Origin of the sequence: Paracoccus subflavus, assembly GCF_004310345.1 — a bacterium.
Classification (GTDB): Bacteria; Pseudomonadota; Alphaproteobacteria; order Rhodobacterales; family Rhodobacteraceae; genus Paracoccus; species Paracoccus subflavus.
In genome coordinates this window covers 249,879-262,625 of the sequence record NZ_SISK01000001.1, presented here as the reverse complement: position 1 = coordinate 262,625, position 12,747 = coordinate 249,879, and the positions used below count along the sequence as shown (strand labels likewise).

Genomic DNA, 12,747 nt, shown 5'->3' with positions numbered 1-12,747 from the left:
CTGGGATTTCAGGTTATTCTGCCGGGCCGTTCTGGCGCCGTCCAGCCACGTCGCGCAGCCATTTGCGGTGATGCCGCCAGGCCCAGCCGCCGGTGACGGTACCCTGTGTCATCGCCCGCAAGGTTCCGCGGGTCCAGAAGGCCGCATAGACATGCAGGATGAACACCAGGATGATCGCCACCGCCGCGATGGAATGGGTCAGCACCGCCCAACGTCGCGTCGGGATCGAAACATATCCGGCAAAGAATTCCTCCCAGATCATGACGCCCGACACGATTAGCACCACGATCAGAACGCTCATGGCCCAGAAGATGAACTTCTGCCCGGCATTGTACTTGCCCAGTTCGGGCAGCTTTTCCTCGTTCCCGGCAACCACGTCGCCGATCTGGCTGACCCAGGCCTTGTCCTCGGGCTGAGGCAGGTTCAGGCGCCAAAGCTGGATGAACATGCCAAGAAAGCTGAAGAACAGCACCACCCCGAGGATCGGATGCAGCCAGCGTGCGGTCTGCCCGCCGCCGAACAGCCCCGTCAGCCAGTAGAGCGAAGGATCGAAGAACGCCAGACCCGACAGCAGCAGCACGATCAGCGAGATCGCCGTGACCCAGTGGTTTAGCCGGGTGATCCCCCGGTAACGGCTGACCGTTACCGGGCGGGTGCTTTCGATCCGGTCGCCCGGCTCGGAATAGGGGATTCGCACCATCAGGCAGACCCCCTGTCGGTCGGACCCGCATCGCCCTGGTCATCGGACCGCACCAGACGCGCCGCTTCTTGTTCCTCGTGCTCGTCCACGCGGTTGGCGCGGGCAAAGATGCCGTGCAGGGCCGCGCCAAGGGCCGTCACCCCCATCAGCGCCAGACCGGCGGTCTTGGTAACGCCCTTCCAGCCCTCGACCACGGGAGAAATGCGCGGATCTTCGGGTAATCCCTCATAGATGGCGGGCTTGTCGGCATGGTGCAGCACATAGATCACATGCGTTCCGCCGACGCCCTGCGGATCGTAGATTCCCGCATTGGCATAGCCGCGCGACTTCAGATCCTCGATCCGGGTGTTGGCATGGGCGATCATGTCGTCCTTGGTGCCGAACACGATGGCCTGGGTCGGGCAGGCCTTGGCGCAGGCCGGACCCTGACCCACCGCCACACGGTCGGAACACAGCGTGCATTTATAGCTTTTGTGATCGACCTTGCTGATGCGCGGAATGTCGAAGGGGCAGCCCTTCACGCAGTATCCGCAGCCGATGCAGTTTTCCTTCACGAAATCGACGATGCCGTTGGAATACTGCACGATCGCACCTGGCGCGGGGCAGGCCTTGAGGCAGCCCGGATCTTCGCAATGCATGCAGCCGTCCTTGCGGATCAGCCATTCCAGGTTGTCGGTTTCCGGGTTCACCCATTCGGTGAACCGCATCAGGGTGAACATGTTGGGCGTCAGGTCGTGGGGGTTTTCGTAAACCCCCACGTTGGTTTCCACCTCGGGCTTGGTGTCGTTCCATTCGATGCAGGCCGACTGGCAGGCCTTGCAGCCGATGCATTTGCTGACGTCGATCAGCTTGGCGACCTTGGTCAACTGCCGCTCGGGCTGCGGCACGTCGCGCGTGGCCGAAATTCGGACCACGTCGGACGGCAGCATATTCAATCCGATCGGCTGCACCGGCGGGTTGGCCGCTGCGGTGGTGGGTTGGGGCGCGGTTTCGCTCATGCCACCGGCTCCTCTGCTGCGGGTTCGATGTTGACCATGAAGGCCTTGAATTCAGGCGTTTCGACGTTGGCGTCACCCACGGCGGGCGACAGGCTGTTCGGCCCGAACCCGTTGCGCGCGGCGCCCATAAAGCCCCAATGCAGCGGGATGCCGACCACATGGACGATCTTGCCGTCACAGGTCATCGGCCTGATCCGCTTGGTCACCACAGCCTTGGCCCAGACCTGGCCCCGCTTGCTCCAGACACGGACCCGTCCGCCGCGTTCGATGCCGCGCTCGGCCGCCAGTTCCTCGCTGATCTCCACGAAGAACTCGGGCTGCAACGCGGCGTTCACCGGGTTGTGCTTGGTCCAGTAGTGGAAATGCTCGGTCAGGCGATAGGAGGTGGCAACGAACGGAAAGTCGGGATCACCGACCGCCGCAAAGGTTTCCGCGTCGGATTCGAACACCCGCGCCACCGGATTGCCCCGCATCCGCGGATTGAACACGTTGGCGATGGGGGCCTCGAACGGCTCCATATGGGTGGGGAAAGGGCCGTCGCGCATCATGCCCCGGCTGAACAGGCGGGATACGCCTTCGGGGTTCATGATGAAGGGGCCGACCTCGGTGGGCTTGGCGGTGGGTGCGATGTCGGGCACGTCATAGCCCTCCCACTTTTCGCCGGTCCATTCGATCAGCTTGCGTGACGGATCCCACGGTTTGCCCTGCACGTCGCAGGACGCGCGGTTGTACAGGATTCGCCGGTTCGCAGGCCAGGCAAAGGCCCAGTTCAGATAGGCGCCGGTTTCGTCGGGATCGGAATTGTCCCGCCGGGCCATCATGTTGCCCTTTTCCGTCCAGCTTCCGGCATAGATCCAGCAGCCGCCCATGGTCGAGCCATCGTCGCGATACTGCGCGAACCCGGCCAGTTGCTGCCCGGCCTCGGCCAGAACCTTGGTCGGGTCGGCGGGGTCATAGACCGTCGCCAGTGCCTTGCCGTTCATTTCCTTGGCCAGTTCGTCCGGCATCGGATTGCCCGGATCGGCATAGTCCCAAGTCAGGTTCAGGATGGGATCGGGGAACACGCCCCCTTCGTCCTGATACAGCTTGCGCACCCGCGTCCAGATCTGCGCCATGATCCAGGTGTCGTGCTTGGCCTGCCCCGGAGGCGTCGCCCCCGCCCAGTGCCATTGCAGCCACCGACCCGAATTGACCAGGGCACCCTCGTCCTCGGCAAAGCAGGTCGTGGGCAGTTCCAGAACCTCGGTCTGGATCGCCGCGGTGTCCACATCGTTGTAGATGCCGTGGTTCTGCCAGAAATGCGAGGTTTCGGTGGTCAGCGGATCCATGATCACCAGCATTTTCAGCTTGGAAAACGCCTCGGTCATCTTGCCCCGGTTGGGGAAGGACAGGAGCGGGTTGAAGCCCTGGCAGAAATACAGGTTCACCTTGCCGTGGGTCATCAGTTCGAACATGCGCATCGCGTCATAGGCGGGCACGTCGAGTTTCGGCAGATAGTGATAGGCCCAGTCGTTTTCCGCCGTGGCAGTATCACCCCACATGGCCTTCATGAAGCTGACCATGAACTTGGGATAGTTCTGCCAGTAGCTCATCTGGTTGGGACGCAGCGGCTTGAAGCTGCGGGTGGACAGATAGGTCTGCCAGTCCGCCTCTTTCTCGGTCGGGATGTTCAGGTATCCGGGGATCAGGTTCGACATCAGGCCAATGTCGGTCAGGCCCTGGATGTTGGAATGCCCGCGCAGCGCGTTCATGCCCCCGCCCCGGACGCCGATATTGCCCAGGATCAGTTGCAGCATCGCCATGCCGCGAATGTTCTGCGCACCCTTTGAATGCTGTGTCCAGCCCAGCGCATACATCGAGGTCATGGTCTTGGTCGGCGTCGAGCATTCGCCGATCATCTGGCAGATCGTCAGGAACTTGTCCTGCGGTGTGCCACAGACGCGTTCCACCATTTCCGGCGTATAGACATCCACATGGTCACGCAGCAGGTTCCAGACGCAGCGCGGATCCTGCAGAGTCGGGTCGGTCAGCACATAGCCGTCCTCGCCGATCTTGTAGTCCCAGCTTGCCTTGTCGTAGTCGCGCTTTTCCTCGTCATAGCCGGTGAACAGGCCGTCTGACCAGCCGAACTCGTCCTTCACCAGAAACGCGGCATTGGTATAGTTCAGGACATATTCCCACTGCACCTTGTCGTTTTCCATGCACCAGCGGATCACCCCCATCAGGAAGGCGATGTCGCTGCCCGGACGGATCGGGGCATAGAAATCCGACACGGAGGCCGTGCGGGTATAGCGCGGATCGACCACGATCAGCTTGGCGCCACGCTTGGCCTTGGCCTCGGTGACCCATTTGAAGCCGCAGGGATGCGCTTCGGCGGCATTGCCGCCCATCACGACCACAAGGTCGGTGTTCTTGATGTCGGTCCAGGAGTTGGTCATCGCTCCACGGCCAAATGTCGGGCCCAAACTGGACACCGTGGGGCCGTGTCAGACGCGCGCCTGGTTATCGAATCCGACGATTCCCATGGACCGGACCGTCTTGTAGGTCAGCCATGCGGTTTCGTTTGTCGTAGCCGATGCCGCCAGAAAGCCGGTCGTCGTCCAGCGGTTGACGGGCACGCCCGCCTCGTTCGCCTGGATGAAGTTGGCGTCGCGGTCGTCCTTGAGCGCGCGGGCGATCTTGTCGAGCGCCTCCTCCCAGGTGATTTCCTGGAACTCGCTGGCACCCGCGGCGCGATAGCGCGGCGTGGTCAGGCGCGTCGGCGCATGGACGAAATCCTTGAGCGCGGCGCCCTTGGGGCACAGCGTGCCGCGGTTGGTCGGATGGTCCGCATCGCCCTCGATGTGGATCAGTTCCGCCGTTTCGCCCGCCTTCACGTCGCCCTTGGAATACATGATGATCCCGCAGGCGACCGAGCAGTAGGGGCAGGTGTTGCGCGTTTCCGTGGTCGTGGCCAGCTTGAAGGCGCGCACATGCGCCTGTTCAGCCGCCTCGGCCCCGCCGAAGCCCATGGCCCCCAGCGATGTCGCCGCAACCCCCGCTCCCGCCAGCCTCAGAAAGCCGCGGCGCGAAAGGTCGATATTCATAAGACCCCTCCTGCTGCCTGTCACAAAATAGATAGGTACGTGGTCAACTTTGCTGACCGGCCAGGGGAAAGTCAAGGTGTCGCGTTGCAACACATCAAAGGTCAGGCATTGTTCTGGAACCTGAAATCATTCAGGAATCTTTTGTTCGTGATGGCGCTGTCGCACAAATGGCGTGAAGGAAATGGCATCACTCCCGCGTGAAAGCTGGTCGGCGGGATCAGACCGGCCCTTTGCCACCGGAACGTCAGGTCCGCGGAAGGCCGGCGGCGCCCCGTGGCAGCGGGATAAACTTCCCGAGCCTGTGGTCCATGGAATCCCCCAGGATGAAATTCCCCCCTGCTAGATCGGTGCCTGACCGTCCAGACGCTGCGGCCATCTGTCCTGGCGCCGCGCAGATCGGTTTGGCCTTTGCTAGAGCTGCGCAACACCTGCGCGGGCGCCTTACGTTCCCCCTCGGAATGCAGGGATGCGTCGGGTGCATGAACTCGCCTAGAGGCAGGAACCGTTGCGTCAGAAGGATGCCGGGGGGGTCAGCACCCGGCATCCGTGCCTTATCTCAGCGTTTGATCTCGCTGTAATCCCCACCGATTTTCAACGTGACGGTTACTGGGGCATCGCCCCGGTTGCGCCAGAACCAGCCATGATTGCCCGTAAAGGCTGCCGTCATTTCACCCGACTGCCCCTCGACCGCCCGGCCCTTTTCATAGCTGATCTCGTTGCCCGATCCGTCGGCGTGCTGATCGTAGTTCACCACCCCGTCCGCAACGGTCCATTCAAAGGGGACGACTGCGCCTTCGTCCATGACCAGTTTCAGTTCGGTCCCCTCGCCGGGTTCCAGATCAAAGGTCACGGTCTCTGTCCATGCCTGTGTCTCTTGGGCATGGGCAGAGCCTACGATCAGTCCCAGCAGGGCCGAACCGATCGAGGTCTGGGGTCCGACAACCGGCATCTCTTGCGTTTGGCGGTCCATTTCCGCCTCCTCGGCCAATTGCTGCTTGATCTCGCCCATTTCGGCCAGACCCAGCACCTCGCCGATGCCGGTGGGGTCAAGATTGTATTCCGAAGGCAGCACCACGGTGACCAGGATCGCGACCGCGACCCCTGCGGCGATGGCCGTCGATTTCAGCAGTTGCGCCGAGGTCGGCAGGTCATCGAGGGTCGGTTTCTGTGCGTTGTGCATGGTGTTTTTCCTTTGATTTAAGCAAGAAGAAGGCCGGCCAGTTGATAGCCGGCCAGCATGAAGCCAAGGCTCATCATCACGACATTGGCGGTATAGGCGTGGCGCCAGAAACCGGCGGTGCGGCGCCAGTATCCCATCGCGATCAGGATCGCCGACAGGGCCAGAAGCTGACCGATCTCGACGCCGACATTGAAGGCCAGCAGGTTCGCCAGCAGCCCGTTCGGCGCAATGTTGTAATCCAGCAGCTTGGTCGCCAGCCCAAGCCCGTGGAAGAAGCCGAATATCAGGGTCGCCGCCCTGGTGTCGGGCTGAAAGCCGAACCACCGCTGAAAGGCGCCCAGATTGTCCAGCGCCTTGTAGACCACGCTGAGGCCGATGATCATGTCGATGAAATAGGCGTTCACCTTCCAGTCGAACATGACCCCCAGCAGCATGGTGGTCGAATGGCCGATGGCGAAAAGGCTGACATAGATACCAATGTCGCGCCGCCGATAGAGAAAGAAGATCACCCCCGCCAGGAACAGGATGTGGTCGTATCCCGTCACCATGTGCTTGGCTCCCAGGTACAGGAACGGGATGAGGTTGGGTCCGCTGATTTCCTGGATATAGCCCTTGTCCCCTTCGGTGACGTTGTGGGCCAGGGCGAAATCGGGCGTGAGGATCAGGGTCAGGCTGGTCAGCGCCAGCAGCAGGGCCAGACGGCCTTTGCCGCATGGCAGTCCGACCCTGCTCCCCGAAAGAAGCTGTGTCATTGAGATGTCCATATGTCCGAGAGTGGTCAGGGCCGCGTCGGCCCGGCGGCATCCTCAGATGCGCGGGGGACGGCGGGGCCTGTCCTCGGTCCGCCCATAGGCGGCACGGGCATTCAACACATGCAGGAACCGGGCAGGGGCGTCATGCCCATGGGTTCGGCCGGTCAGGACGGCCGTGTGCTGATGGTCATGGTCGGTGGCGTCGTGACCTTGCCAGGGAATCCCGTCATCATCGTGCGCATGTCCATGCGCCTTGGTCTGCGCCGCCTCGGCCAGGGTTGCTGGGTCCAGGGTTGCTGGACCCAGGGTTGCGGGACCATGCGTTGCCACGATGATCGCCGGGGCCAGCGCAAGCGCAAGCGCCGTCACCATCGTCATCAACCGGGCCAGGACCCCGTGAATGCGCATCCGCTCTGCCCTCGGTTCGCCTGCGACCTTCTGGTGGGTCGGCATGGCCTTGCCTCATCCCCCGCGGGGGGATACCAGACGTTTATGCCACATTCCCATGTCCATGCAACCCATCCTGACCTGATCAAGCGGTTGAAACGTGCCGAAGGCCATCTGCGCCATGTCATCGGCATGATCGAGGGCGGGCAGCCCTGCCTGGACATAGCCCGACAGCTTGCCGCCGTGGAAAGCGCCGTGACGGGCGCCAAGCGCGTGTTGATTCACGATCATATCGACCATTGCCTGGTCCACGGCAACGGCGGCACCCTGGCCGAGATGAAGGCTCTGACAAAACTGTTGTAAGGATTTTACGATGCTGGCCATTTTGCGGAACCGAACCTATCGCCATTTGTTCGCCGCCCAGGTGATCGCGCTGCTGGGCACCGGTCTGATGACCGTCGCCCTGGGGCTTTTGGCCTATGATCTGGCGGGGGCGGACGCGGGGGCAGTGCTGGGCACGGCGCTGGCCATCAAGATGGTCGCCTATGTCGGCCTGGCCCCGGTGGCGCAGGCCTTTACCGATCGGCTGCCGCGCCGGCCGCTGCTGGTCGGGTTGGACCTGATCCGCGGCGCTGTCGCCCTGGGCCTGCCCTTCGTCTCCGAGATCTGGCAGATTTACCTGCTGATCTTCGTGCTTCAGGCCGCCTCGGCCGCTTTCACGCCGACCTTCCAGGCCACCATCCCGGACATCCTGCCGGACGAAAACGACTACACCCGCGCGCTGTCCCTGTCGCGTCTGGCCTATGATCTGGAAAGCCTCGTCTCGCCCATGCTGGCGGCGGCGCTTCTCAGCATCATCAGCTTTCACAGCCTGTTCGCGGGCACGGTGGTGGGATTTCTGGTGTCGGCGGCGCTGGTTCTCAGCGTGCGCCTGCCGGGGCCGCAGGTGGGGCCGCAGTCGGGACCGCGCCGGGGTGTCTGGGACCGCACCACGCGAGGGATGCGCATCTATCTGGCGACCCCGCGGCTGCGGGGATTGCTGGCGATCAACCTGGCCGTGGCGGCGGCGGGATCGATGGTGATCGTCAACACGGTCGTGCTGGTCAAGGCCGGGTTCGGGCTGGCGGAACCGCAGGTCGCCCTGGCCCTGGCCGCTTTCGGCGCGGGCTCGATGATCGCTGCCCTGGCGCTGCCCTCGGTGCTGGATCGTCTCTCTGACCGGCCGGTGATGCTGGCGGGTGCGGCGGTGCTGGTCATCGGCACGGCGGCGGGGGTTGCGGCGATGGGCAGCTATGCCGCCCTCTTGGCCTTGTGGCTGGTTCTGGGCCTTGGCTATTCGACGGCACAGACGCCTTCGGGCAGGCTGCTGCGCCGGTCGGCCCACGCCCCCGACCGCCCGGCCGTCTTTGCCGCGCAGTTCGCGCTGTCCCATGCCTGCTGGCTGATCTGCTATCCCCTGGCGGGATATCTGGGGGCGACCGCCGGGATGGGGCCGGCGTTCATGGCCATGTCCCTGATCGGTGCTGCCGGTCTGGGCCTGGCATGGCGGCTGTGGCCCCAGGGCGATCCGGACGATATCGGTCATGATCATGCGGGCCTGCCGGCCGGTCATCCGCATCTGGTCGCCCACGGAGCCAATGGACGCCACCACCACCCCCTTGTCATCGACGATCTGCACAGGCAGTGGCCGGTCTGGCGTGCCTCGTGAACGGCGTTTCCCGTGCTGTCCCCTGTCAAAGGCCCTGGCGTCGTCAGGACGGATAACGTTCCCGACAGCGAAAGCAGAAACCGGTTGATGCCGGGGCATCGCTGATTTATCAAAGAGCCATGTCGAGCCTGCTGCGCCAGCTTCTCGCCGTGCTTGTCGTGACGATCGTCTCGACCGGACTGGTCGTATTGGCGACCAAGGCGGCGATGGCCCTGGACTGCGAAATGACGTCGATCGAGGCGGTTTCCGATGTTCACGGGAAACAGGCTGCTTCGGAAAATCAAGATTATTCCGGTCATCTTGTGGGCGTGTCAGACCCTGCGTCGGGACACATGGCGCATAGCGACCCGGCACAAGACCGCAATGATACGGCCGCCGATGCCGTGCATTGCAAGACCCATGCCTGTCCATCGACGGCAATCGCTGCTTTTGACATGGTCATGCCGTCTGTCGAAATCGGCCGGAACCTGCGCGTGATGCGCGCCGGATCGCTGGTCGAACCGACCGTCCCGGAAGGGCTTCGCCGTCCCCCGCGCGGCTAGGTTGACCGATGCCTGTCGCGGCTGACGGGTCCGAGGCTTTGACCCGAAAACTCCACGTGGACTTCAACCTTCGGGAAATCATTCGTCCCCGCGGCTGACCTAACGGTGCACTCACCAGGTGCAATGCCATTCGCCTGAACAGGACGGCAATCGACGACAGGGCCGGGACTGGCCGCAGCCAGCGCACCGCCCCGAAGGCCAGCCTGTTCAAGGAAACCGAATGACAAGAATCCGGGTTTGTCGGTATCGGCCGCGAATGCGCATGACAACGGGATCATCCATCCTGGCGCAACCGTGCGGACGGTCGGCAAGCAGGCGTCGACATCGCAGGACGACCTGAAAACGAACCAAACCTCAATCCAGGAGATACAAGATGACTTCCTCAAAAACGCTCTTTATCGCAGCAGTTGCCGTTTCCCTGCTGTCATCGCCGCTTCTTGCGCAGGACACACAGTTCCAGCTGCCCGAGCAATGCGGCGCAAGCCCCGCTGCCGGTGGGATGGCGGCCTCTGGAAACATGCCTTCCGGCGGGATGCAGGGCTCTGACATGGGCAGCGGCAATCAGTCGGGTAGCATGTCCGGTGGCATGGGGTCCGGCATGATGGGCATGATGGGCATGGGCGACATGAAGATGGAAAACATGCCCGAACATGTTCAGGAAAACATGCGCCGCATGATGGCCACGATGCCGGCCATGCATCAGGGCATGATGAACGAGAATGCCGACGTGGCCTTTGCCTGCGGGATGATTGCCCATCATCAGGGGGCCATCGACATGGCCCAGGTCGCGCTCGAATACGGTCAGGACGAGACGATGCGTGCGCTGGCCGAAGAGATCATCGCGGCGCAAACCACCGAGATCGAGGAAATGACCACCTGGCTGGCAGAAAACGCCAAGTAATGCGAACCGGCCGTGCGGTCTGACCGCACGGCCGCCCTTATGACCGCTCAGGATGCCTGCATCCGCCAAGCCGGTCCAAGACACCTCCTCTGACCGACGCTTGTTGCGCCGGTCGGACCTGAGGGCCAAAGACAAGGAATGACATGGAACATCAGCACCATCGTCCAGATGTCGTTTCAGATGGTGGGCAGACCGCCACAGACCCTGTTTGCGGCATGACGGTTGCCGCCGGCCCTGACGCCCGCAGGGCCGAGTTCAGCGGCAAGACATTCTATTTTTGCTCGACGAAATGCGAAACGGCTTTCAACGATGACCCCTGGTTCTATGCCAGCGGGCGGGCCAGGGATCGCAAGGCCGTACAGCCGGCGGGAACCCAATGGACCTGTCCGATGCATCCGCAGATCGTTCGCGATGCGCCCGGAACCTGTCCGATCTGCGGCATGGCGCTGGAACCGATGCTGCCCACGGGCGGTCCCAGCCCTGAACTGGCGGATTTCACGCACCGGATGTGGATCAGCGCCGCAGTGGCCGTTCCCCTGATCGTTCTCACCATGGGGGAATTGATCAATTTTCCGGTCAGGGCCTGGATCGGGCATCGGCTGGCGTCATACATCGAATTCTTTCTGGCCACGCCGATCATCCTTTGGGCAGCCGCGCCCTTCTTTCGCCGGGGCTGGGATTCCCTTCAGAACCGCTCGCCCAACATGTGGACCCTGATTTCGCTGGGGGTCGGCGCGGCCTATCTCTACTCCATCGTCGCCACCTTCCTGCCCGGACTTTTCCCCCAGGAATACCGCATGGGTCATGGCGTCGGTACCTATTTCGAGGCGGCGGTGGTGATCGTGGCGCTGGTCTTTGTGGGTCAGGTGCTGGAATTGCGGGCGCGCGAACGCACGGGTGATGCGATCCGGGCGCTTCTGGATCTTGCGCCCAAGACCGCCCGCCGGGTGCTTGCGGATGGCACCGAATACGACGCCCCCCTGGAAAATATCGTTGAGGGCGACTGGCTGCGCGTGCGGCCCGGCGACAGCGTGCCGGTGGACGCGGTGGTCATCGACGGGCGGTCGTCGGTGGACGAAAGCATGATCACGGGCGAGCCGGTTCCGGTCGAGAAAGGGCCGGGCGATCCCGTGACTGGCGGCACGATCAACAAGAACGGCAGTCTTGTGATCGAGGCGCGGCGCGTGGGCGCGGATACGGTTCTGGCGCAGATCGTCGAGATGGTGGCGAACGCGCGGCGGTCCCGCGCTCCGATCCAGGGACTGGCCGATCGGGTGTCGTCCGTCTTTGTCCCGACAGTCGTGGCGATCGCCATCCTTGCTTTCGCGGCCTGGATGGTCTGGGGACCCGATCCGGCCCTGGTCTTTGCGGTTGCCGCCGCCGTGTCCGTGCTGATCATCGCCTGTCCCTGCGCATTGGGTCTGGCCACGCCGATCTCGATCACCACGGCGGCGGGACGGGGCGCACAGGCCGGCGTCCTGATCAAGGACGCCGAGGCGCTGGAACGCATGGCGGCGGTCGATACGCTGATCGTGGACAAGACCGGCACCCTGACCGAGGGACGACCCAAGCTGACCGATGTCATCAGCCTGGGAGACATCGAGCAGCAGGATCTGCTTGCCGTGGCCGCGGCGCTGGAGCGGGGATCCGAACATCCGCTGGCCGAGGCCATTGTCGAAGGCGCGGCGACCCGTGGGGCCGAGGTCCGGCCCGCTTCGGATTTCCAGGCCATCACCGGCAAGGGCGTGTCCGGAACGGTTCAGGGGCGAAAGGCAGCGCTGGGCAACGCCGCCATGATGACGGCCCTCGGGCTGGACGCTTCCCTGGCCGAATCGCAGGCCGATGCGCTGCGCAGCGACGGCAAGACCGCCATGTTCGTGGCCATTGACGGCCGGCTTGCCGGCATCGTCGCCGTTGCCGATCCCGTCAAGGCCTCGGCGGTCGAGGCGATCCGCGCCCTTCACCAGCTTGGGCTGCGCGTCATCATGGCCACCGGCGACAACCAGCGGACCGCCGAGGCGGTCGCCGCCCGATTGGGCATCGACGATGTGCGTGCAGGCGTTCTGCCGGAAGACAAGAAGAACCTCATTGATGCCCTGCGCAGGGATGGCGCCGTGGTGGCCATGGCGGGCGACGGGGTGAACGACGCCCCGGCCCTTGCCGCCGCCGATGTCGGCATCGCCATGGGCACCGGGGCGGATGTCGCGGTGGAAAGCGCCGGTCTGACGCTGTTGGGGGGCGATCTGATGGGCGTGGTCCGTGCCCGGCGGCTGGCCAGGGCCACGCTGCGCAACATCCGGCAGAACCTGTTCTTCGCCTTTGTCTATAACGCTGCCGGCGTGCCGGTCGCGGCGGGACTGTTGTATCCGCTGACCGGGATGCTGCTGTCGCCGATGATCGCGGCGGCTGCGATGAGCCTGTCATCGGTGTCGGTCATCGCGAATGCTCTCCGGCTCAGGCGGGTGGCGCTTTGAGCCTTTTTCAAACTTCGGA

13 protein-coding genes are annotated in these 12,747 nt (G+C 63.6%); 6 read left to right on the top strand and 7 right to left on the bottom strand.

The features are described from left to right. Positions 1-13: 13 nt before the first annotated feature. Genes EYE42_RS01345 through EYE42_RS16605 form a run of 4 tightly spaced genes read right to left on the bottom strand, consistent with a single transcriptional unit; the run spans position 14 to position 4,784 of the window. Positions 14-700, bottom strand: a complete 687-nt coding sequence (locus EYE42_RS01345) for a formate dehydrogenase subunit gamma (protein ID WP_130989511.1) — start codon at positions 698-700, stop codon at positions 14-16. After that, a complete protein-coding gene (gene fdxH / locus EYE42_RS01340) occupies positions 700-1,698 on the bottom strand; it encodes a formate dehydrogenase subunit beta (RefSeq protein WP_130989510.1) in 999 nt (332 codons plus the stop codon). Before fdxH ends, EYE42_RS01345 begins: the two co-directional genes overlap by 1 nt. After that, positions 1,695-4,172 (bottom strand): formate dehydrogenase-N subunit alpha, encoded by a 2,478-nt coding sequence (gene fdnG / locus EYE42_RS01335; RefSeq protein ID WP_211657880.1) that lies wholly within the window; start codon positions 4,170-4,172, stop codon positions 1,695-1,697. The genes fdxH and fdnG overlap by 4 nt, the downstream gene beginning before the upstream one ends. A 12-nt stretch (positions 4,173-4,184) precedes the next feature. Further along, positions 4,185-4,784, bottom strand: coding sequence for a twin-arginine translocation signal domain-containing protein (locus EYE42_RS16605; RefSeq protein WP_130989508.1), 600 nt, complete (start codon positions 4,782-4,784; stop codon positions 4,185-4,187). A 39-nt stretch (positions 4,785-4,823) separates the two neighbouring features. Between EYE42_RS16605 and EYE42_RS15890 the strand changes: the two genes are divergently transcribed. Next, complete coding sequence (locus EYE42_RS15890) at positions 4,824-4,985, top strand: hypothetical protein (protein WP_165455674.1); 162 nt, start codon at positions 4,824-4,826, stop codon at positions 4,983-4,985. A 355-nt stretch (positions 4,986-5,340) separates the two neighbouring features. Here EYE42_RS15890 and EYE42_RS01325 read toward each other — a convergent pair whose 3' ends face one another. From EYE42_RS01325 to EYE42_RS01315, 3 genes are read right to left on the bottom strand one after another with little or no spacing between them, the layout of a single operon-like run. Continuing rightward, complete coding sequence (locus tag EYE42_RS01325) at positions 5,341-5,964, bottom strand: transmembrane anchor protein (RefSeq protein WP_130989507.1); 624 nt, start codon at positions 5,962-5,964, stop codon at positions 5,341-5,343. A 17-nt stretch (positions 5,965-5,981) separates the two neighbouring features. Further along, positions 5,982-6,716 carry a HupE/UreJ family protein gene (locus tag EYE42_RS01320; protein WP_130989506.1) on the bottom strand — a complete coding sequence of 245 codons (735 nt, stop codon included), beginning with the start codon at positions 6,714-6,716 and terminating at the stop codon, positions 5,982-5,984. A 54-nt stretch (positions 6,717-6,770) separates the two neighbouring features. Further along, positions 6,771-7,169 carry a hypothetical protein gene (locus EYE42_RS01315; RefSeq protein WP_130989505.1) on the bottom strand — a complete coding sequence of 133 codons (399 nt, stop codon included), beginning with the start codon at positions 7,167-7,169 and terminating at the stop codon, positions 6,771-6,773. 39 nt (positions 7,170-7,208) lie between these two features. On the opposite strand from EYE42_RS01315, the gene EYE42_RS01310 reads away from it, so the two are divergent. From EYE42_RS01310 to EYE42_RS01290, 5 genes are all read left to right on the top strand, one after another. Then, a complete protein-coding gene (locus EYE42_RS01310) occupies positions 7,209-7,466 on the top strand; it encodes a metal-sensing transcriptional repressor (protein WP_130989504.1) in 258 nt (85 codons plus the stop codon). Positions 7,467-7,476: 10 nt separating this feature from the next. After that, on the top strand, positions 7,477-8,811 hold the full coding sequence (locus EYE42_RS01305; RefSeq protein WP_130989503.1) for an MFS transporter: 1,335 nt from the start codon (positions 7,477-7,479) through the stop codon (positions 8,809-8,811). Positions 8,812-8,930: 119 nt separating this feature from the next. After that, complete coding sequence (locus tag EYE42_RS01300) at positions 8,931-9,353, top strand: hypothetical protein (RefSeq protein ID WP_130989502.1); 423 nt, start codon at positions 8,931-8,933, stop codon at positions 9,351-9,353. Between the two features lie 547 nt (positions 9,354-9,900). Next, positions 9,901-10,254, top strand: a complete 354-nt coding sequence (copM, locus tag EYE42_RS01295) for a CopM family metallochaperone (protein WP_246020541.1) — start codon at positions 9,901-9,903, stop codon at positions 10,252-10,254. A 143-nt stretch (positions 10,255-10,397) separates the two neighbouring features. Beyond that, entirely contained in the window at positions 10,398-12,728 is a 2,331-nt protein-coding gene (locus EYE42_RS01290) for a heavy metal translocating P-type ATPase (protein WP_130989500.1), read from the top strand. Positions 12,729-12,747 lie beyond the last annotated feature (19 nt).

Bases quoted from the DNA above. Each gene is read 5' to 3' on its own strand.
- EYE42_RS01345 (WP_130989511.1), bottom strand. From the start codon at position 700: ATGGTGCGAATCCCCTATTCCGAGCCGGGCGACCGGATCGAAAGCACC.
- fdxH (WP_130989510.1), bottom strand. From the start codon at position 1,698: ATGAGCGAAACCGCGCCCCAACCCACCACCGCAGCGGCCAACCCGCCG.
- EYE42_RS16605 (WP_130989508.1), bottom strand. From the start codon at position 4,784: ATGAATATCGACCTTTCGCGCCGCGGCTTTCTGAGGCTGGCGGGAGCG.
- EYE42_RS01325 (WP_130989507.1), bottom strand. From the start codon at position 5,964: ATGCACAACGCACAGAAACCGACCCTCGATGACCTGCCGACCTCGGCG.
- EYE42_RS01320 (WP_130989506.1), bottom strand. From the start codon at position 6,716: ATGACACAGCTTCTTTCGGGGAGCAGGGTCGGACTGCCATGCGGCAAA.
- EYE42_RS01315 (WP_130989505.1), bottom strand. From the start codon at position 7,169: ATGCCGACCCACCAGAAGGTCGCAGGCGAACCGAGGGCAGAGCGGATG.
- EYE42_RS01310 (WP_130989504.1), top strand. From the start codon at position 7,209: ATGCCACATTCCCATGTCCATGCAACCCATCCTGACCTGATCAAGCGG.
- EYE42_RS01305 (WP_130989503.1), top strand. From the start codon at position 7,477: ATGCTGGCCATTTTGCGGAACCGAACCTATCGCCATTTGTTCGCCGCC.
- EYE42_RS01300 (WP_130989502.1), top strand. From the start codon at position 8,931: ATGTCGAGCCTGCTGCGCCAGCTTCTCGCCGTGCTTGTCGTGACGATC.
- copM (WP_246020541.1), top strand. From the start codon at position 9,901: ATGGGCAGCGGCAATCAGTCGGGTAGCATGTCCGGTGGCATGGGGTCC.
- EYE42_RS01290 (WP_130989500.1), top strand. From the start codon at position 10,398: ATGGAACATCAGCACCATCGTCCAGATGTCGTTTCAGATGGTGGGCAG.